This is a genomic window from Rhizobium leguminosarum bv. viciae USDA 2370 (assembly GCF_002008365.1).
Lineage (GTDB): Bacteria > Pseudomonadota > Alphaproteobacteria > Rhizobiales > Rhizobiaceae > Rhizobium > Rhizobium leguminosarum.
The window spans coordinates 1-19,680 of sequence record NZ_MRDL01000036.1 but is presented as its reverse complement, the minus strand read 5'-3'; the positions used below and the strand labels follow the sequence as shown (position 1 = coordinate 19,680).

At 56.3% G+C, this 19,680-nt stretch carries 19 protein-coding genes and 1 pseudogene; 13 read left to right on the top strand and 7 right to left on the bottom strand.

What is annotated here, in order from left to right:
• Positions 1-63: 63 nt before the first annotated feature.
• Positions 64-1,086, top strand: a complete 1,023-nt coding sequence (locus BS629_RS15125) for a glycosyltransferase family 2 protein (RefSeq protein ID WP_018243370.1) — start codon at positions 64-66, stop codon at positions 1,084-1,086.
• 188 nt (positions 1,087-1,274) lie between these two features.
• Here BS629_RS15125 and BS629_RS15120 read toward each other — a convergent pair whose 3' ends face one another.
• The gene (locus BS629_RS15120) at positions 1,275-2,027 is read right to left on the bottom strand and encodes a Crp/Fnr family transcriptional regulator (RefSeq protein ID WP_018243371.1); all 753 of its coding nucleotides are present in this window, start codon (positions 2,025-2,027) and stop codon (positions 1,275-1,277) included.
• Between the two features lie 452 nt (positions 2,028-2,479).
• On the opposite strand from BS629_RS15120, the gene BS629_RS15115 reads away from it, so the two are divergent.
• On the top strand, positions 2,480-3,136 hold the full coding sequence (locus BS629_RS15115) for a sugar transferase (RefSeq protein ID WP_018243372.1): 657 nt from the start codon (positions 2,480-2,482) through the stop codon (positions 3,134-3,136).
• A 151-nt stretch (positions 3,137-3,287) separates the two neighbouring features.
• Here BS629_RS15115 and BS629_RS15110 read toward each other — a convergent pair whose 3' ends face one another.
• Both BS629_RS15110 and BS629_RS15100 read right to left on the bottom strand, forming a co-directional pair.
• Positions 3,288-3,587 carry a hypothetical protein gene (locus BS629_RS15110; protein WP_018243373.1) on the bottom strand — a complete coding sequence of 100 codons (300 nt, stop codon included), beginning with the start codon at positions 3,585-3,587 and terminating at the stop codon, positions 3,288-3,290.
• A 944-nt stretch (positions 3,588-4,531) separates the two neighbouring features.
• A complete protein-coding gene (locus BS629_RS15100) occupies positions 4,532-5,752 on the bottom strand; it encodes an acyltransferase family protein (RefSeq protein WP_026188512.1) in 1,221 nt (406 codons plus the stop codon).
• Between the two features lie 144 nt (positions 5,753-5,896).
• Here BS629_RS15100 and BS629_RS15095 point away from each other — a divergent pair, with 144 nt between their 5' ends.
• On the top strand, positions 5,897-8,215 hold the full coding sequence (locus BS629_RS15095; RefSeq protein WP_018243375.1) for a membrane-bound PQQ-dependent dehydrogenase, glucose/quinate/shikimate family: 2,319 nt from the start codon (positions 5,897-5,899) through the stop codon (positions 8,213-8,215).
• A 716-nt stretch (positions 8,216-8,931) separates the two neighbouring features.
• Here BS629_RS15095 and BS629_RS15090 read toward each other — a convergent pair.
• Entirely contained in the window at positions 8,932-9,687 is a 756-nt protein-coding gene (locus tag BS629_RS15090) for an SDR family NAD(P)-dependent oxidoreductase (RefSeq protein ID WP_018243376.1), read from the bottom strand.
• Between the two features lie 230 nt (positions 9,688-9,917).
• On the opposite strand from BS629_RS15090, the gene BS629_RS15085 reads away from it, so the two are divergent.
• The 7 genes from BS629_RS15085 to BS629_RS38910 all read left to right on the top strand — a co-directional run bounded on the left by BS629_RS15085 (position 9,918) and on the right by BS629_RS38910 (position 14,123).
• Positions 9,918-10,505: a L,D-transpeptidase gene (locus BS629_RS15085; protein ID WP_026188513.1), complete on the top strand. Its 588-nt coding sequence runs from the start codon at positions 9,918-9,920 to the stop codon at positions 10,503-10,505.
• 165 nt (positions 10,506-10,670) lie between these two features.
• Positions 10,671-10,790 carry a hypothetical protein gene (locus tag BS629_RS39745; protein ID WP_018243378.1) on the top strand — a complete coding sequence of 40 codons (120 nt, stop codon included), beginning with the start codon at positions 10,671-10,673 and terminating at the stop codon, positions 10,788-10,790.
• A 158-nt stretch (positions 10,791-10,948) separates the two neighbouring features.
• Positions 10,949-11,533: a hypothetical protein gene (locus BS629_RS15075; RefSeq protein ID WP_018243379.1), complete on the top strand. Its 585-nt coding sequence runs from the start codon at positions 10,949-10,951 to the stop codon at positions 11,531-11,533.
• A gap of 51 nt (positions 11,534-11,584) precedes the next feature.
• The gene (locus BS629_RS15070) at positions 11,585-12,178 is read left to right on the top strand and encodes a protein-S-isoprenylcysteine O-methyltransferase (RefSeq protein WP_018243380.1); all 594 of its coding nucleotides are present in this window, start codon (positions 11,585-11,587) and stop codon (positions 12,176-12,178) included.
• A gap of 10 nt (positions 12,179-12,188) precedes the next feature.
• Complete coding sequence (locus tag BS629_RS15065; protein ID WP_018243381.1) at positions 12,189-12,974, top strand: hypothetical protein; 786 nt, start codon at positions 12,189-12,191, stop codon at positions 12,972-12,974.
• Positions 12,971-13,771, top strand: coding sequence for an SDR family NAD(P)-dependent oxidoreductase (locus tag BS629_RS15060; protein WP_018243382.1), 801 nt, complete (start codon positions 12,971-12,973; stop codon positions 13,769-13,771). The genes BS629_RS15065 and BS629_RS15060 overlap by 4 nt, the downstream gene beginning before the upstream one ends.
• Before the next feature lie 106 nt (positions 13,772-13,877).
• Entirely contained in the window at positions 13,878-14,123 is a 246-nt protein-coding gene (locus BS629_RS38910) for a hypothetical protein (RefSeq protein ID WP_155256932.1), read from the top strand.
• 129 nt (positions 14,124-14,252) lie between these two features.
• Here the strand turns inward: BS629_RS38910 and BS629_RS15055 are convergent, their stop codons facing one another.
• The 3 genes from BS629_RS15055 to BS629_RS15045 all read right to left on the bottom strand — a co-directional run bounded on the left by BS629_RS15055 (position 14,253) and on the right by BS629_RS15045 (position 17,247).
• Positions 14,253-15,035 (bottom strand): FadR/GntR family transcriptional regulator, encoded by a 783-nt coding sequence (locus BS629_RS15055; protein ID WP_018243383.1) that lies wholly within the window; start codon positions 15,033-15,035, stop codon positions 14,253-14,255.
• Between the two features lie 196 nt (positions 15,036-15,231).
• Entirely contained in the window at positions 15,232-16,218 is a 987-nt protein-coding gene (locus BS629_RS15050; protein WP_018243384.1) for a substrate-binding domain-containing protein, read from the bottom strand.
• A 48-nt stretch (positions 16,219-16,266) separates the two neighbouring features.
• Entirely contained in the window at positions 16,267-17,247 is a 981-nt protein-coding gene (locus BS629_RS15045; protein ID WP_018243385.1) for an NAD-dependent epimerase/dehydratase family protein, read from the bottom strand.
• 259 nt (positions 17,248-17,506) lie between these two features.
• Between BS629_RS15045 and BS629_RS15040 the strand changes: the two genes are divergently transcribed.
• The 3 genes and pseudogenes from BS629_RS15040 to BS629_RS39740 all read left to right on the top strand — a co-directional run.
• Positions 17,507-18,247, top strand: coding sequence for an ATP-binding cassette domain-containing protein (locus BS629_RS15040; protein WP_018243386.1), 741 nt, complete (start codon positions 17,507-17,509; stop codon positions 18,245-18,247).
• Positions 18,248-18,287: 40 nt separating this feature from the next.
• Positions 18,288-19,286, top strand: a complete 999-nt coding sequence (locus tag BS629_RS15035) for an ABC transporter permease (protein ID WP_018243387.1) — start codon at positions 18,288-18,290, stop codon at positions 19,284-19,286.
• 127 nt (positions 19,287-19,413) lie between these two features.
• Positions 19,414-19,584: pseudogene (locus BS629_RS39740) on the top strand (GNAT family N-acetyltransferase); the annotation flags it as partial.
• Positions 19,585-19,680 lie beyond the last annotated feature (96 nt).

Sequence of the window (19,680 nt, the reverse complement as noted above, 5' to 3'; positions counted from 1 at the left end):
TGCAGACGGAAGCGCAAGTATTCATCCATTCATTCCAGGAATGGATAATGTTCAGGACAGAATATGAGTTATAGGGCTTCCGCCGCCAGTATCTCGCATTACGTGAAAGCCCGCCTGCGCCGGTCGCTCAAGGCTCGGCAGGTTCGCTATGACCTGCTGCGCAGCGGGCTCAAGCAGGCGCGCCACGTCGTCATCTGCGTCATCCGCGACGAAGGGCACCGGCTGGCCTTCTTCCTGCAGTATTATCGTAATCTCGGCTTCGAGCACTTCATCTGCATCGATAACGGCTCCACCGACGGCACGGCTGAGTTGCTGTCCAGCTTCGACGATGTCTCTCTTCTTTCGGCTCATGGGTCCTACAAGGCGGCGAGATTCGGAAACGACTGGATCAACGAAGTCATCAACCGGCACTGCCGGGAGAAGTGGGTCCTGTATGTTGATGCAGATGAATTTCTGGTCTATCCCCATTGCGACACCCGGCCGATTGATCAATTGACCGCCTATATCGATTCCATGGGCGGCCACTCCCTCCGCTCGGTCATGATCGACATGTACAGCCCGCATCCCGTTCTTGAAAACATCTGCGAACCCGGTCGCAACCCGCTCGAGGTCTGCAATCTCTTCGACCGATCCGGATATGTCGCGCATTTCGACGAACGCAACGGGACAATATGGATCAAGGGCGGCGTTCGCGGGAGGGTCTATTTCCACGACCGGCTCTGGGAAGGCCCCGCGCTTAACAAGATACCTCTCGTCTATGTCCAGGGTGAACGTCTGTTTCTCAAATCATCGCACCAGGTCTGGCCACTCTCCCTGAATTTGGGCGACATGCGTGGAGCGCTCGGCGTATCCGGCGCCCTTCTGCATTTCAAGTTCCTGTCGACCTTCGTGCACAAGGTTGCCGACGCGGCACACCTGTCCCAACATACGGAGGAATACACCGTATACTCCTCGGGCAAGGACATGGATGACTTCGTCTATGACGATACGGGCACCTACAGAAGCTGGAAGGACCTGTCCGATCACGGGCTCATACAGGGTGAAGGGTGGAAATACTGGAGGAATGCTTCCGAGAGCGAAATCTAGAGCATGTCGCGCAAAATTGCGCGGCCGTTTGGGCAAAACGTCACTAAGATATGGACGTAAAACGCCAATTTGGTCTTTCAGCCCTGCTTCGTCCGATTGTCAACACCCACAGCCATTCAAACACAGAACCCGCCGGTGGCGGGTTCTGTTGAGGCTTTCTGCTCTTTTGTTTTTATCACCGCGACGTCTCAAGCGAGGGACGTCACACCCTCAGCGTAAGCCTCCAGCGCCTTCCGATTGAGAATGCGGATTTTGCCCTGTGTCCCGTCGACCACTTTGCTCTCGCGCAAACGCCGCAGGCATTGGTTGACCTTCTCACGCGACGCCGGCAGCGTCGCGGCCAGGTCATGTTGGGAGATGATCAACTCGTCGCCGCTATTCTGCGCATCCATTCTGTACAAGGCAGAAAGACGCAGCAGCGTCCGGGCCAGTCTCTGCCTTAGACTCGATCCGGCGTTGGAAATGATCCGCAGCTCGAGTTCGGAAACACGCGCCAGTGCCTTCGACAGGATCTTCACCTGAAATTGCGGATCGTTCGCACACAAGTCCCGCAGCAATCGACCGTCGAAGTAATGCAGTTCGCAGTCCGAGGAGGCTCGATATTCCAGGCTGAGAGACTGCTTGCGCAGCACCTCCAATTCGCCGATCAAGCCACCTTTAGGAATGATTTCGACGATGAACTCTCGTCCATCGGCAAGCGGCGTGCTTGCGCTCACCATTCCGCGCTGTACGCGGGCGAACATGTCGATGAGGACACCGGCGCTGGCAATAACCTCACCGCGGCGAAACTTTCGAATACTTGAGCGGCAAAACGGAAACTCGTGATCCAAATCGGCCCGGCCACCGTAAACAATACCAACAGGCCCGCAAGTAACCGCTTCGCCTATTCGCGCCGCGCTTCCTCTAGTCCTGTCGTCTCTGATGCTAATCGCCCCGTCCATACGCGCAACTCCACGCAGACTAATTGATTTACTGTCTTGAGCGACATTCGTAATGCGTTAAAATATAAAGTCAAACAGTAATAAAATAAAAATCTAGTGTTTAAACTATACATAATTATGACGGCTCCTCACATTTATATATAATAAAATTCATATTGAATTCTATCACAAGAAACTCCTTGAAGCTGCGCGACGGCTTTTATACAATTTATGACAATTGCTTACCCGTAGAATAAGTTAACAACTATAAGAGCAATATAGGAATATAAAATAAATCTGAATGACGCCTCCGTTATATATTTCAATAACAAAGGTAATATTTTAAATAGTCAAAAGAATTTCTTTAGAGTATAAAGAATTTATTGAAGATTATGACCTCGGTCACAGACTTCAAACTTGCATTAAAACAAGCTTTGGCTGTGATTTCTGGGGTTTGTCTAACGGAGACGCGGATGGCGGGAAAAAATCAGGGCGTCAACCCAACCAAACCTTGGCGGGATTTCGCCAGGGCTCGACAGGAAAGGCGTCCATTTAATTCGTCAAAATCCCATAGGATCAGCAGAATTCTGAAGCGTGCATTGGACATCATCATTGCGGCAAGTGTCTTATTCCTTCTGTCGCCGCTCCTTCTGTCGGTTGCAGTCATCATAACGCTAAGTGATTGGGGACTTGTATTCAATTCCCATCGTCGGCTCGGTTATAAGGGAAAAGAGTTTGGTTGCCTCGAGTTTCGTACGATAAGAGCCGACGCAACGGCCAAAGCGCAGGTCACTGTCGTCGGCGGTATTTTGAGACGATCGAGCCTCGACAAGCTTCCGCAATTGATCAACGTGTTGCTGGGTCAAATGAGCCTCGTCGGGCCTCGCGCCATTACCAAAGAAGAGCTGTCGCGTTATGGTGAACATGCTTACGCCTACATGGCCGTCCGCCCCGGCCTGACTGGCCCTTGGCAGACCAGCGGGCGCAACGACGTCAGCTATCAGAATAGAGTTTCCCTCGACGTCGAGTATTTGTCCAAATGGACGCTCGCGCTGGATTTTGCGATCATGGCAAAAACACTCTCCGCCCTGCTGTCCCGGCAGGCCCTACTGCCCAGGGTGGACTCCTAAAGCATGTCGCGCAAAAGCGTGCAGCGGTTTTGCGATAGCGACATGCGTTGGAAATAAAGATCTAAAGCGTGAGGAACAAATCTGAAAGATTGCGCCTCGCTTTAGACATCCTGACATAGCGCAAACACCGGGCATCCTGCCGCCTCAGTCATCATCCATGAGGACGCTTGCCTGTGACATGGGAGCGATCGGCGATGGAGTTCTTTTTCCGGCGCTTTTGAATATGCCCCCACAATGAGAAGGCGAATAGACCCGCCAGATAGCATATCTCCATCAACACAAGCACTTCGAGGCAAGAAACGATCGCTTCCGTCAAGGAGGAACCTTTTAGCAGGGTCACGGCGCCCAAGGCCGCGACCACCAGAAATGCGAAGGTTGCAAAGGCCCAAGCGCGAATGGTCGCTCCGGCGGCGATGGAGACGGCAACCACGATGAGCGTGCTGTTCAGCATTATTCCGTTCCTCTCTTCACACCTCCTTCAAGCCACCGTCAGCCCTCAATGACATGACAAAACCCAAAGTCAGAACGAAGTCCGATCAAAGTATTTTATCCATTACGGTTAAAATATTGCTAACACCCGCCCAATAACTCGGCTGAGCTACGCCGGAGAATATTCGACTATTCATCCGCCATGGCCACTCCATCGTCAAAAACCAAGAAATTCATGGATATAGCGGCAGGAAAGATTTAGGCATCGAAGGCTTATACAGAAGCCGGGGATGCGGTTACGGCATTCTCTTGCCGAACTGAACATTTTTTCCGAAAAAATAAGTTTAGTCATAGGCCTAGAGCCTTTCCTGGTCAGATTGCAGCATTCTGCCGGAGCAGGTTTTCGTCAGGGCAGAGACGATTGGCGAAGGACATACCTCTTGGTACGTTCAAGCCGATCGCCTTTGATCCTGGCGCAAAGATGCCCGGCCCACCGGCCGCACTGCTTCGCCATGCGAAGCAATAGGTGCGTCCGGCGATTCTAAAGTCTTGCAGATTTGCCCGGCAAATCCGCGGGAGGGTTGGCTGAAACGGACCGGCTGATCGACCGGCCGGCTTGGCCGTAGAGCCTAGCTACGACGCGCGCCGGCCGGTCGACCATCCGACTCCGTTTGAGCCAACAGAATGCTGCAATCTGACCAGGAAAGGCTCTAGGATCAGCGCATATGCGCTCGCCGCGGTCGGGGTCACGCTTACCCGGCAAGCATGTGACATTGACGGTCTCAGGGTTGCGCAACCGCCTACGCAAAACTCGGCCCCTATGACGGACGGGGGTGTTCATCAGTGGTGATGGGTCAGGCAACAACGAAACAGGGCTCGCGGCGATGGCGAGCCCTGCTGACCTTGTAGTCGGTTAAGCGCCAGCGATGGAATTGCCAGCCTTGGGTCCGGTATCGACAGACAAGCCTATTTCGAGACTGCGCCGGCCAGTTGCCGTTTTGCGCCGCGTTGGAGCCTGAAGTTTTCCAGCCAGGTGACTTGCTTCCTCAATTTCAGCGCTGGCTTTTCGATGAATCTCCACGAGAAGGCGGCAAAGCAAGTGGCAATGATGCTGCAGACAATGCCGTTCAGCCACCAGTTATGCGCCCAAGGCCCGAGCGCTACGAATGCCTGTTGGATCGGATAGCCATAGAGGAAGACGCCGTAGGAGTAGTCGGCTCCACGCAGGACGCCAAGCTTGCGGGGCGAGGTGAGGCCAAGGAAGATTGTGACATAGCCTATGGCCGGAATCGCAACGAAGTCCCCAAAGGAGGTGAACCAATAGGCCCATAGTATGAATGCCACCGAGGCGAGGAAAATTCTAACATCCCAACGAACCTTGTCCTTGTAGAGGTAGAAGGTCACCCCCACAAGAAAAGCACAAATGAGCAGATTGCCTGACGCAGTCGTCGGCATATTCGCCCAATCACTTTCATGTTTCCAATATCTTGCGATACCGAAGCTTATGATCAAGGCCGGCGTTGCGATAAGGGCAATCACCCGCCGCCTGACGACACCGAGCACAAAGAGGACGGCGATCACCGCATAGCACTCAAGCTCGAAGGGCACCGTCCAGAGCTGCCCGTTCACCATCGCGGCATCAGGATTATCCAGGAATACCCCGGGAAGATTGAAGTGAATGTGCCCTGTGACATTCATCAGATATGTAAAGAACTGAGGATCGGTGAAATAGTCACGCAGGTCATACTCTGTATAGATCGCTCCGAGTATAAAGGCAGCCAGCAATACCTCAACCGCAAGAGCAGGGTAGATCCGGATAAATCGGTTACCGAGGAAGGAGATCAATGTCTTCGATCGTTCAAGACTGCCAGCCACCAGGAACCCGCTCAGGACAAAGAACATGGGCAGCACTGACTTGATAACAGGGCGGAAGGGTGACTCCCAGAGAAACAGGTCATCGCCGTACGTAACGCGGGCCGTATGTATCCAAAGCACTGAAAAGGCTAACAGTAATCGCATATAATCGAATCCTGTCGGTCGCCCGTTCGCTTGATCAAGCTTTTCGCCGAGAAACATCTGTGCCCCTTTCAGAAGTATTGACTCGATTTGGAATGGCAAGCCGTTGCTGCAGAGTAGCGGCGGCATCATTGCCGGATCGGGGCCGCGTGTCAGTGACCACAGGTACATCAGGTAAAAATTGAACGAGAGAGCACCCCTCTCCCGAAGACGCATCTCTGACCATCAACCCATGGCCCCTGTGCTTCCCGAGGTGCCCTGCGACGGTCGGAGTTGGAATCCAGGTGATCGGGCGGCGGATTGGATGAGGAGACTATGAAATTGCTGGCTACCGTATTTTGTCTTGTTCTCGCCTTTATCGGATTGGGGCTGATCGGAGGCGGCGCCTGGCTGCTACGCCTCGGCGGCTCCCCCTATTACGCGATCGTTGGGCTTTCTTATGTGGTTGGCGCGTTTCTGCTGTGGCGCCGGAAGATATCCGGCAGCCTCATCGTCCTGCTTGTCGCCGTCTTCACCCTTCCCTGGGCGTTATGGGAGTCGGGTCTTAATTTTTGGGCGCTTTTTGCCCGCTTGATGTCCCCCATCGCGCTGGCAGGCTTTGCGCTTCTGTTTGCGCCGTCGCGTTCCCCGAGCGCCAACCGGAAGGTCTTTTATGCCGGCGCCTTGGTGACCGCTCTCATCTTTGTCGCGGGTTTCGGTCTCAGCTTCGTACCGCACGGCGTCATCCGCCCATCCGCCGACATCACCGCCTACAAGCCCGCCAAAGGCGACAACGCTCCCTCCGACTGGACATCCTATGGCCGCACTACGGCGGGAGACCGTTATTCCCCATTCGATCAGATCAACCGCGGCAACGTGTCCAAGCTCGATCTTGCCTGGACATATCGCACCGGAAAAAGCGATGGCGCCGATCAGAACACGCCTCTGCAGATCGGCGATACGGTCTACACCTGCACGCCGACAGATGTGATCGCAGCACTCGATGCAGATACAGGCAAACCCCGCTGGACCTTCGACCCCAAGGCGACGGCGCCTTACTGGCAGCGCTGCCGCGGTCTCGGTTACTACAAGATGCCGCAAGAAGCGCAATCCGCCGATGGTCTTTGCAACGAGCGTTTGGTGCAGACGACGATTGATGCCCGTCTCCTGGAGATCGACAGCAAGACTGGCGTTCCCTGCAAGAGCTTCGGAGACAATGGCACCGTGCAGCTTTCCCAGGGCATGGGCGAAGTCAAGACAGGCTATTATTTCCAGACATCGGCGCCGCTGATTGCCCGCAACCTGATCGTCGTCGGAGGCTGGGTCACGGACAATCAGGAGATCGGCGAACCTTCGGGCGTCATCCGCGCGTTCAACGTGGTCACCGGCGAGCTCGAATGGGCATGGGATCTCGGCAACCCTGAAATCACCAAACTCCCGCCGGAGGGCCAGACTTATACGCGGGCCACCCCCAACATGTGGACGACGGCCGCATTCGACGACAAGCTCGGTCTCATCTATGCGCCGCTCGGCAATACCACGCCGGATTATTACGGCGTCAATCGCCCTGGTTTCGCCGATCAGTATAACGCGACATTGGTGGCGCTCGATGTGACGACGGGTCGCGAGAAATGGAAATTCCAGACCGTGCATCACGATATCTGGGACTATGACCTGCCGGCCCAACCGGTCCTGATCGACCTGCCTGACGGTAATGGCGCCACCGTGCCTGCTCTCCTGCAGACCACCAAACGCGGGCAGCTTTTTCTCCTCGACCGCCGGACCGGCACACCGCTTGCCGAAGTTGAGGAGAAGCCGGTGTCGCAGGAAGGTGGCGCGCCGGAAGAGAAACTCTCCCCGACACAGCCCTACTCCGTCGGCATGCCGACAATCGGTGCGGAGCGCGTGACGGAGCAGACGGCCTGGGGCCTGACGATGTTCGATCAGCTGGCATGCCGCATCGCATTCCGCAAGATGCGCTACGACGGCGATTTCACCCCGATCGGCACGCAGTATGCGATCCAGCAGCCGGGAAATCTGGGCGGCCTCAATTGGGGAAGCGTATCGGTCGATCTGCCCAACAACCGGGTCTTCATGAACGATATCCGCGTGCCCAGTCTCTTCGCACTCATTCCGCGCGAGGAGTATGTCGACTTTGCCCTCACCACGACGGCGCACGGGCCCTCGGCACCGCAACGAGGCACACCTTACGCAATGGCTACCGAAATGTGGACCTCAAGGCTCCGCGTTCCCTGCACGCAGCCGCCCTTCGGTACCGTCACCGCAGTGGATCTGAGCACCCGCAAGATCGCATGGCAGGTTCCAGCCGGCACCGCCGAAGAACTCGGGCCGTTTAAGATCAAAACCAAGCTGCCTATGCCGATGGGTCTGCCGAGCTACGCCGGCACTTCGGCGACCGCCGGCGGCGTCGTCTTTTTCGCTGGTTTCCAGGATTATTATATCCGCGCCTATGACGCCGAGAACGGTACCGAGCTCTGGAAATATCCGCTGCCAGTCGGCTCGAGCGCGACGCCCATGACCTATGTCTCACCGAAAACAGGCAAGCAATATGTCCTGATATCGGTTGGCGGCGCACCCTATTCGAAGGATATCGGCGACTACGTCCTTGCCTTCTCTTTGAAGAGCCGAGATTAGCGAGGGTTTGCATGATGGAAGAGCTTGGATCGAAAACCTCGCAAAAGCAGCGCGTATTCCGACTTCGATTCGGTTGTTGCGCGCTATTTCCAATCTCAGCTACGGTCCGGCACACGCCCCCTTGTCAGGGGGCTCTCTTTTGGTCATCTAGGAGAAGCTTGGTTGCCTGGGGCCCGATTTGCGCTGAGATTTGACGCTCCTGAAAGTCACCAACGGAATGCACCGCAATTATTTCCACCTATCCTTTCGCGCCCTGTGACCACTCGCTCTTCTCCCGCTAGCAGATGATCGCGGTTTCCGAAGGCAGCGACGAAACTGGTGGAAGTGCCCCTGGCGGCTCGTTCTCTGCACCTGCCGACGGAGCCGGAGATGAACGGCGCATTCGGAGACATGCGCTTGCCACACGGCGCCATCGTTCGCCACGACGACAGTATGTTCGGCCTCAGTCTGGCACGCTCCACACCGTCATCCATCATCGCGCCGACCGCAAACTCTCCGACACAATCCACGCCTTCATCTCGCCCCGTTAGCGGCGATGGCCGTCATGTCCGGTCTTGCTATTCGTGAGAACCTCCAACGTAGCCTACATGGCGATAGCAGACAGGATCACCGGAGGGACCGCGATGTCGTGTAAAACATGAGCTATCCCGGTCACCCACACCGTCGGGCAAAATAGAGGCAGGTTGGACATCGTCGCATCTTCTCAAGGCCTTTCTTCAGTGAGCGGTATAGGCCCCGTCCACCAAATAGTGCACCCCAGTGATGAAGCTGGCCTGCTCGGACAGGAGGAAACACACAAGAGTCGCGACCTCTTCCGGTTTTCCACGCCTGCCCATTGGTTGAAGCGATGCCATGCGTCGCGTACTCGCCGCCTCAAGATGCTCTGACAAAAGTGGCGTTTCGATCCAGCCGGGACCGACGGCATTTATGCGGATACCCAATCTCGCATACTCCATCGCTGCGACTTTCGTCAGTCCAACAACCCCGTGCTTGGCCGCGGTGTATGCCGCCGCGGTGGGTAATCCAACGGTCCCGAGAGTGGAAGACATATTCACGATTGCACCGCCGCCCAGCTTCAGCATCGCGCCAATTTCGGACTTCATGCAATAGAAGACGCCGTTCAGATTGACGTTCATCACCTTGTGCCAATTATCGAGCGGATAGTCTGCGACCGCTGCGCGCATCCCATCGATTCCCGCATTATTGACCGCCAGATTCAAGCCGCCACATGTCTCGACGGTAAAATCGACAAGTCTCTGCACACTTTCACTGTCACTGACATCGACGACAAATTCACGGGCGCGGCCTCCCTCTGATCTGATTGCGGCGGCAATCGTGTGTGCTGCGTCAGCATTGATATCGGCGACAACAACCTCGGCACCCTCCTCAGCGAGGTGTCGGGAAACGGCGGCACCAATTCCGGAACCTGCGCCCGTTACGATCGCGATTTTTCCTTCCAGGCAAAGCTTCATCGTCTCTGTCCTTGTTGATATGCTAATATTCGATCGGCGCGATTATTGATGCAAGGGGTTTCACGGATAAATAGAAGGGCATGGTATTGCGCAGCTTGAGATGTTGCCAGTGTTGCGAACTCCTCTTCCACAGAGTTGAGTGTCTTTATCAAAAGATGTCGCAATCTAATTTGGAATGAACGGGCTAATTTGGAATGAACGGGATCGACGGAGTTACTTGGCAGGTGGAAATGGACAAACAGCATATTACACGCCGGGGGCTCGTGCTGGGGAGCCTGGCTCTGATGCTTTCTGGATGTACTTCGGGCGATGGGCCGCCACTGGGCTACCGATTCGCGAGGGATCCGGATGCCGATCCCCGCTATCGACGACAGGAGGTCGCGTATACGGGGAGTGAACCGCCCGGAACTATCGTCGTCGATACGGCGAGCCGCTACCTTTACTTCGTGGAGGCAGACGGACTGGCGACTCGCTATGGCGTTGCCGTCGGTGAGGAAGGACTGAGTTTCAAGGGCGAGGCTACCATCGGCTATAAGGCAGAGTGGCCTTCGTGGAAGCCCACCAATGACATGATTCAGCGCAAGCCCCGGCTGGCCAAGTATGCCGATGGGATACCGGGAGGACCGCTCAACCCTCTCGGTGCAGCGGCCCTCTACCTCTACCAAGGCGGAGAAGATACCCTGTTCCGGTTGCACGGAACGAATGCCCCCTGGTCGATAGGCCGTGCCGTTTCGAATGGGTGTATTCGCCTGACGAACACAAACATCGTCGACCTCTACTCCCGTGCACGCGTAGGCACGCGCGTGGTTGTCATCTGATGGTGTTTACCATTTGAAATCGCGGGGTTGGCCATAGCAATATGTATCTGCTAATGTAGATTCGTTGCATGTTGCATCATGTCTGCCCTATCCAGGGTACTGATTGTCGCTAAACTTTAAGGTGTAGCCTGAAGGGCTATTCCATGATGAGGAGAGGACTTCCTGATGAGCAGAATTCTAATTGTAATCGTTGCGATGTTTGCGGTGGCCAATCTGAGTGCTTGCGGGTCGATTGGCAAAGGCAAGGGGAAGGCCCCACCGCCGGCAGAAGCAGTCTACAAGTAGCATATCGGGTTTGATTCTTAGGAAGGGTCACATAGACCCTTCCTCTTCTTACATAAACCGCCAAGCTGCGCTCCTTCGTAACTCACAGCGCAAGAGTGGCATTTTTATATGCTGACTTCGGGCTCGCATTCGTCAGGGCCTGCATATGGAGCTTAGTGATGGCGCTTGGAAGAGGCGGTGTGTCGCTAGTTGTTATGTTGGCGTTCGTGGCATCGTCATGCCAGACAGAAGACAAAAGGCCTTTACCGCATTATACATCCAACGGCAGAGGCGTAGCTCCAACCAATACGGCTGAAAACAAATCAAATCGGCATTTCATCGAATTCCGCTCACGCTATGCGCTGACCTACGGCCACACCTACGTCGTTTTTGGGCAGGCGGATAAAAACGGAAATATGATCAATCCCGAAGTTGCAGGGCTTGCCCCAGCTTCTCCCGATGCCGCGCAGTATGTAATAGGCCACTTCATACCGGTTCCGGCCTCGACCGGAGCGACGGACGGTGACCTGGAAGAGCAGTACAGATCAGCAAGCTGGCGTGTGATGCTGAGTGATAATGAATATAACGACACAGTTGCGTATATACGCAAACTGCAGGCAACCTCTCGTCTCTGGGAGGCATCGGTATACAACTGCAATGCCTTTGTGGCGGATATCGCACGGCACATGGGTTATAAGGCGCCCAGCATTTGGCTAAGGCCGCAACAGTTCATTACAAACCTTCGGGAGATGAATACAGGTTGATTACCGGGGCATCCAAGAAGGCAGATTATGGAAAGGTTCTGGTGACTTGATTTGAACTTATCAGCAGCCGTCGTCGGCGAGGGCGTCTGGGTTCTCGGAATTGTTGCCTGGTGCATCATTCGATACCCATTTGAGCGTCGCGCAAAGCGAGTGCCGGTCGTCAGTAAACGCCGTACCGGTTCGGAGGCGGTCGGACTTGCGGCAGCCCTCGCAGGACTTGCGATCGTGCCGGGATTTTACGTCGCGACCGGCATCCCTGAGGCAGCCAACTATACCGCCCATTTGTGGGCCGTCGTGATCGGGACAATACTCTTCTGCGCCGCGATGTGGGTCTTTCGAAGAACCCACAAGCAATTAGGACGAAACTGGTCGATTACGCTGGAAATCCGCCAGCAGCACGAATTGATATGCGCTGGCCCGTACGCCCTTGTCCGCCACCCCATGTACACGTCGTTCCTTTTGATGGGGCTTTCACAAGTGTTTCTGCTGCCGAACTGGGTGGCAGGCATGGCGGGCCTGATCGGTTTCACCGTTCTATTCTTCCTAAGGGTGGACAAGGAAGAACGTATGATGCTGGAAGTTTTCGGTCCGCAATATCAAGCGTATATGGCGAAGACCAAGCGCATCATCCCTTATCTTTATTAGAGGTGGCAAGATGAGAGGCCGAACGATCAAGCTCTCGGCATCGCGACGCCTTGTCGGAGATCTGATGAGATTCTCGATCGGGGTGCCGCGTGTGACGGTCCAGCGGCAAATGAACGTTCGGCCCCTCCTGGATGCAAGAGACGGAGCGGATGCCCGGCCGTCCTGGACGGTGCTTTTCTTGAAGGGATACGCTCTGCTCTCTCAAGAAATTCCTGAATTGCGGCGCGCTTACATCAAGTTTCCGTGGCCACAGCTCTATGAATATCCGGCCAGCGTGGCCTCCATTGCCCATGAGCGCGAGCATGACGGAGAACGGGTCGTTCTGCTGAGCACCATCAAAGGTCCCGAGCAACGCTCAATCCCCGAGCTGGAGACGCTGATCCGTTCAGCGAGGTCACTTCCGGTTCTGGAGATCAAGGAGTTTCGGCGCTCTCTGGAGCTTGCTCGCGCACCTGCCCCTGTGAGGTGGCTGCTCATGTGGCTCGGACTCAATATAGGACGGAAGCGAGCGCGCTATTTCGGCACCTTCCAACTGTCTGTCTATTCGGGTCTCGGAGCGGAGTCTCTCAACCCTCTCAGTCCGCTGACCACACTTTTCAACTACGGCCCGATCGGCGAGGATGGATCGGTTACTGTCCGCATTCACTACGACCACAGGGTTATGGATGGAGCGAATGTGGCACGGGCATTGGAACGATTCGAAAGGATCTTGAATGGCGAGGTCACCGACGAAGTAAATAGCCTCGTCCACAGGGGAGCCGCGACCATCATGCCGTCGGTAGGAACATCGAAGTGACCCCGCACAACGAGTTCCGTTCGGCTGTCGTCGTGGTTGGCGGTTCCCGCGGCATTGGACGAGCAATCGCAAAGGTTGCCGCACGCGACCGCAACGTCGTGGTGCTCATCGCGCGCTCGCCTGAAGGCCTCACCGCTGCGGCGGCCGAGGTACAGCAGGCCGGCGGTGAGGCCTTCACGCTGGAACTGGATCTGCTTGCAGCCGACGCGTCCGAGCGTCTTGAGGCTTTTCTAACCGCCAATGATTTGGTCTGCGGCGTGCTGGTCAACAGTGCCGGGTATGGCCTGCGAGGCGCAGCAACATTACTCCCCCTCAACGATCAGCTTGGGATCGTCGATCTCAATATACGCGCCCTGACGGACTTGACCCTTCGCTTCCTGCCCGGAATGCTTGCGCGCGGACGTGGCGGCGTGATCAATCTCGGCTCTATAGCGGGTTTGTTTCCCGGGCCGTATATGGCGTTGTACTACGCAAGCAAGGGTTTCGTGCACTCTTTTTCGGACGCGCTCCATCAGGAAGTGCGCCGCTTTGGCGTTACGGTGACATGTGTCGCGCCCGGACCGGTGTCCACCGAATTCCTCGAAAAGGCCGGCGCGAACCGGGCGGCTCTCTTCAAGATATTGCCCAAGTTGGACGCTGAATATGTCGCTGAGCGGGCCTGGAGAGGTTTCAACTCGGGCCGTCGCCGCGTTGTCCCTGGCATTTCAGCCAAGTTGCTCACTCTTGTCGCATTCTTGCCGACCGCGGCTGTCCTCCCCCTCATCGGTCGCCTGCAGCGCAGAAGCAAAGATCCCTAACGTTGCGGTTCAGGGAATAACCTTGAGGTATGTTGCCAGAGCTGGTCTCCGGCGAGGTGCAAGCCGATTCCGAGCCCGCAACGGGCGCGAAGAGGATGCAAAACGGATGCCCATTCCGATCGTCCTCCAACTTGTCGAGAAACGCCTGATCGGCGAGACACCCGCCATCAGCCGGGGCGTTGCAGGATGCGTGGCCTCATCGCCTGATGACCCGGCGCAATCTTGCCGAGGTGCGGAACGATCTCGAAGAAAGACTGGCCTCAGGGAACTCAACCCGGGCGATCACCGGACATTAGACGCAAAAAACCCGCTTGATAGCGCATCTTTTGTGGATTTGGTTGCGGCGGACTGAAACTACGGAGGCCTGCAATTTCAATATTTATAGACGACCTCCGAAGCGCGGATCCGCTTTGCGTTACATCCAGAGTCGGCGAAGGTACCACGCTGGCCTAGCAGCCTGAGCCGGGCTGGATGCAGACTTCTATCGCGACCACCGTGCTATGATTTGATCGGTATTTGCCAGCACCTTGCGGACTGCGTTGCGCGCCATGTTCGGCCGCTGCAATCGGATGCTTTTCTCAATATTTTCATGAAGCTTCAGCGCATATCGCAAGTTGTCTTCCTCCCGCGTGACATGGGCGAAGAGGTGGTTCAGCGCCGATTCGATCAATACGCCGAGCGGCACCAGCAGATCATTTCCGGAGGCGCGCAGGATCGCGATGTGAAATCGCGCATCGGATTCCGTTCGCTGCTGGAGCGATGTCGCCTGATCCATGTCATGCAGGGCCTGGCTGATCGCATTCATCTGCTCTTCGGTTCGGCGTTCCGCAGCAAGCGCAGTCGCTTCCGGTTCGATCATATGCCTGAGTTCTTGCACGGCCCTCAGAAAGGATTCCCGATCGGGAGATGCGGCATACCAGCCCAAGACATCTCTATCCAGCAGGTTCCAACGTTCCTTGGGCTCCACCCAGCTGCCGATTTTCGGACGAGAGGAAAGCAGGCCCTTTGCCATCAACATCTTGATAGCTTCGCGAACCGCCGATCGGCTGACGTCAAAGACTTCCGACCATTTTGCTTCATTTGGCAGAATCGTGCCCGGCGGATAATCGCCGCGCACGATTCGCAGACCGATCTCGCCCGCTAAGGACACATGCACACTCGCCCCAGTCATGCGGGGAGCATTTGGGCGCCTTGTGGTGGCCGAGCGGTCAACCGCCGCCACCTCGACCGGAGCCGTCGGCTTTCCCGATTTCTTGTCAGGCATTTATTTCTACTGCCTCAGCATTCTTTCGACTGTCTGCACGTATGATCAAAACAATCGTAATAACGAGGAAGTCGCCTGCGATTGACCCTGCGCAAAAAGCGCGGAATCCAAGGCACGTCAAGCCTGCGGATCTTTCGATCCGTCTCGTGCGGACAGTCGGCGGCACCCGTGAACCGAGTGCCGCCAAACTTTGAACCTACTTTTGAATGCAGGTATCGACTGTATCCTTCGTGCACTCATCGAGCCCGGTGAAGACTGGATCTTCGACCGGCTTGCCGGCAATCAGATCCATCATCACCGAAGGTGCCTTGTAGCCCATCTCGAATGGCCGCTGGCCGACGAGCGCAGTCACTAGACCTTCCTTCGCAATGGCAACCTCGTCGCCGATCGTGTCGGCCGCACCAATGACGAAATCATTGCTAGCGATCTTCTCGGCCATCGGTTTGAACAGGTCGCGATATGGTTGCGGCGCACCGAACAATGGCCAGCCACCCATAATACCGAATGCGTCCAAGTCGGGATTGGCCGCGAGAATATCGGTCATTGCCTGAACACCCGCGGCACCGTTGTCATTGGTGAACACCGGGCAGCCGGCAACCTCGGTCCAACCACCCTCGCCTTTCAGCGCGGTCAAGCCCTTCTGGCCAGTGAGCGTGTCGCGCATCCCTTGTGCGCGGCGTAGAATATTGTCTGCTCCCGGATTGCCTTCGATCGTGCAGATCTTACCGCCCTTCGGCTTGGCCTTCTTGATGTACTCCCCGATGCGGGCGCCCATCAGATAATTGTCGGTGCCAAGATAGGTCTTGCGTAAGGCTGCATCCTCGGCGGCAAGATCGGCATCGAGCGTCATCACCGGAACCGTTGGATTGGCGGTCTTGAGGGTTTGGGCGATGAGCTTCGCATTTGACGGCGATATTGCGATTGCAGCCGTGTCTGCCTTGCCCAACATATCCTGAACGATCTGCGCTTCGCCGGCTTCATCGGATGTCGATGCCGGGCCGGTGTAGAAGCACTCGTATTCCGCCGTGGGGTTCTCTTTGTTCCATTTCTGGCAACCTTGATTGATTGCTTCGAAGAACGGATTGTCGAGGCCCTTGACGACGATGACGAGTTGCTTTTTGGCCAAGGCCTGCCCGGCGGTGAGTGCTAAGACTGCGGCTGTAAGTAGTAATGCCTTCCTCATAGTTTCCTCCCTTGAAACAGACGGACACCGCGTGCCCGCCACACGAAATCAACCCGGATACCAGACGATGCGAGGCTCCTCCTTCGAACGCTCGTATTGCCAGGCTGAGTCGATAAGCATTTCGAGATCGTAGTTTGGCCGCCAATCCAGCAGGTATTTCGCCTTGCTGTTGTCCATCCAATTGGAATGGAAGCGGCTTGGTATGTCGATGGAGCCGAGATTGCGCGTGCGCAGGAGATAGGCGGCGACTTCAGCATAGTCGACTGGTCGATCCATGCAGATATTGAAGAGTTGCCGCTCTGCCCGGGGGTTATCGATCGCTGCCAGTATTGCCGAGACGAGGTCGTCGACATGCACGAAATTGCGTTTCAGCGGACGCCCGTCGGCATCGAGCAGCAGCGGCACCGTACCCATCGCTGCATAACGCCGCGCCGCGTCCTCCGGAACGAGCGTCTTCCAGTCTGGGCCGCCAAAGACGTCGTCTCCAAAAGACAGCGAATACTTGAAATCGTCCTTTTCCATGATCCAGGGCGCGCGCAGACAACACCCATTGAGGCCGTACTGAATGCCAAACTGCTCCAGCATGACCTCTTCCAGGACTTTGGAGAGCGCATAGCTTCCCGGATAGGCAGAATGGCGGGCGTTCTCGGTGATCGGGCCGTCGTGGCGATGGTGGAAATGTCCCACCCCCGCATCACCGCCGATCAGGATGAACTGGCGTGCCGTGACGCTCGTACGGAACTCCTCGAGCAGCCAAAAGAGACCTTTGACCGTGACATCCATGATGTCTTCAGGCGTTTCCTTGCATGTGGCGAGATGCACGACATGGGTAACCGCATCCAGCGCCGCTGCCACGACATCGCGATCGGCGATCGAGCCCTGGATGACGTCGACACGGTCGGTCGCCTCGTACAAACGATTATGACAAAGCGCACGAACACGGGCTTTGGAAAATCTCGGATCGTCAAGCAGCCCAGCAATGAAGCGCCGCCCGACCTTGCCCGTCGCACCAGTAACAAGGATTAGCATGCTCTTTCTCCCCCACTGATAGCTAATATCCGGGCGCCACTCTCGTCAAATGATATTTGTCTGACAAAACAGATTTTTGCGACAATAAGGTCAATGGCCCGGACAATGAGTTGACGCTGTCGCAGGGTTTTGCGTAAATGCTCCCAATCGTTTTTCCTGGGAGGATATTGGAAAGGCGAACGCGCCGGAGCCTTGCGTCGAAGACAAGCAGGGTTGGGAGCGATGGATAGCCCGCAGGTTTTGGGAGGCGCGGAGGCTGGTGGCAGTTCTTGAGCTCAGCAATATTTCCAAACATTTCGGTGCCATCCAGGCAGTCAACGATGTTTCGTTTTCGCTCGAAGCGGGTCAGGTTGTCGGCCTCATGGGCGACAACGGGGCTGGCAAGTCCACACTGGTGAAGATGATTGCCGGCAACTTTCGACCGAGCCATGGAACCATGCGGCTCGACGGCGCCGATCTCGTGCTTCATCAGCCGAAGGAAGCGCGCCAGCATGGCATTGAGATCGTTCACCAGGACTTGGCGCTCTGCAACAATCTGACGGCGGCAGCCAACGTGTTCCTTGGCCGAGAATTGCGCCGCGGGGTATGGCCTCTTCGCATCCTCGACCACAAGAGCATGTACAAGCGCGCCAGCGAGATATTTCGCGAGCTCAAATCCGAGACGCGGGCCCGCGATCTCGTCAAGCAAATGTCGGGTGGCCAGCGGCAAGCGGTAGCGATCGGCCGCACGATGCTGTCTGAAGCGAAAATCGTATTGATGGACGAGCCGACAGCAGCCATTTCCGTGCGCCAGGTGGCTGAAGTTCTGAATCTGATCCGCCAATTGCGGGACCGGGGTATTGTCGTTGTCCTGATCAGCCACCGCATGCCCGACGTCTTTTCGGTCGCCGACCGCGTGATCGTGATGCGGCGAGGCAGAAAAGTAGCCGACAAGCAGATTGCGGCAAGTTCGCCGGAGGAAGTGACGGGACTGATCACCGGCGCCATCGAACAGGTGTGATCGATGCTATCCGTTGCAACAGGAAGGAAGAAGGTCGACGATGGCGATTACACTTGACCAGACGATCGGACAGAAGCAACGCAGCTGGCTTGCGACGATCATGGGCGGCCAGACATTCTGGGTGCTGATTGCCGTCATTCTCGCCTGCATTTTTCTGTCGATGGCGACGGACTCCTTTGCAACGGCGAAGAACATCTACAACATCACCCGCAACGTCACTTTCGTCGCCATTATCGCGCTAGGCATGACGCTGGTCATCATCACCGGCGGCATCGATTTGTCCGTTGGCTCCGTGCTTTGCCTGTGCAGCATGGTGCTGGCGGTCGTCATGCATGCGGGATACAGCATTGAAGTCGGCATCGCCGCCTCAATCGGTACTGCTCTTTTGGTCGGAGCTTTCAACGGTGCATTGATTGCCTATCTCGGCTTCCCACCTTTCGTGGTCACGCTCGGCATGTTGTCGATTGCGCGCAGCCTTGCGATGGTTGCGTCCAACAACACAGTCGTTTTCCAGTTCGGACCTGATCACGACAAGCTACTGGCGCTGGGTGGCGGCGCCTGGGTTTTCGGCGTCGCCAATCCAGTGCTTTACATGGTCGTGCTGGCACTCATCACCGGTTTCGTGCTGCGCTGGACCAAGTTCGGCCGCTATGTCTTTGCCATCGGCGGCAATGAGCACGCCGCGACACTGACGGGCGTTCCCGTGCCGAGGATCAAGGTCATCGTCTATATGATTTCTGCCCTGTCCGCGGGGGTTGCCGGCATCATTCAAACCGGCTGGCTCGGCGCTGTCACCACAAACATCGGCGCCGGAATGGAACTTCAGGTCATTGCCGCCGCGGTTATCGGCGGCGCCAATCTGGCTGGCGGCGTCGGCACCGCCTTTGGAGCCCTGGTCGGCGCCGCACTTATCGAGGTCATCCGCAACAGTCTTGGTCTGCTCGGCATCAACGCATTCTGGCAAGGATGCTTTATCGGTGGGGCAATCGTGCTTGCCGTCCTTTTCGACCGACTTCGCAACCTACGACAGGGCGAGTAGGCGAATCCGGCCCTTGAGAGCACGCTGGTCTTGAGTTTTGAGTAAGTGACCGGATTTGTTAGATTGTCCCGAAGCGTGGTCCTATTAAACGCAATGCGGTTCGCGACCGCTCCAAAAGCGGCCGCGTTCAATCAATCCAGCCGCGCTCAACTATATCGCCAAGGCGGGTATTTCCCTCGAGCGGATCCGCATGAGTGCCGAGCCCGCCGCACGCAAGACGGACGTAATGCTTGAGACCATCGCCAGCTGGAACCGGGGCCGTCATCTCAGCGAGCGACGCCGACCGCGTCTGCATTGAGGGTTGTTGCTGCGATGTACCGTAGACTAGACGCAAAAAAGCCCGCCGGAGTGAACTGACCCCCGAAAGTTGGACATCCACCTTCGGGGGTTTTGC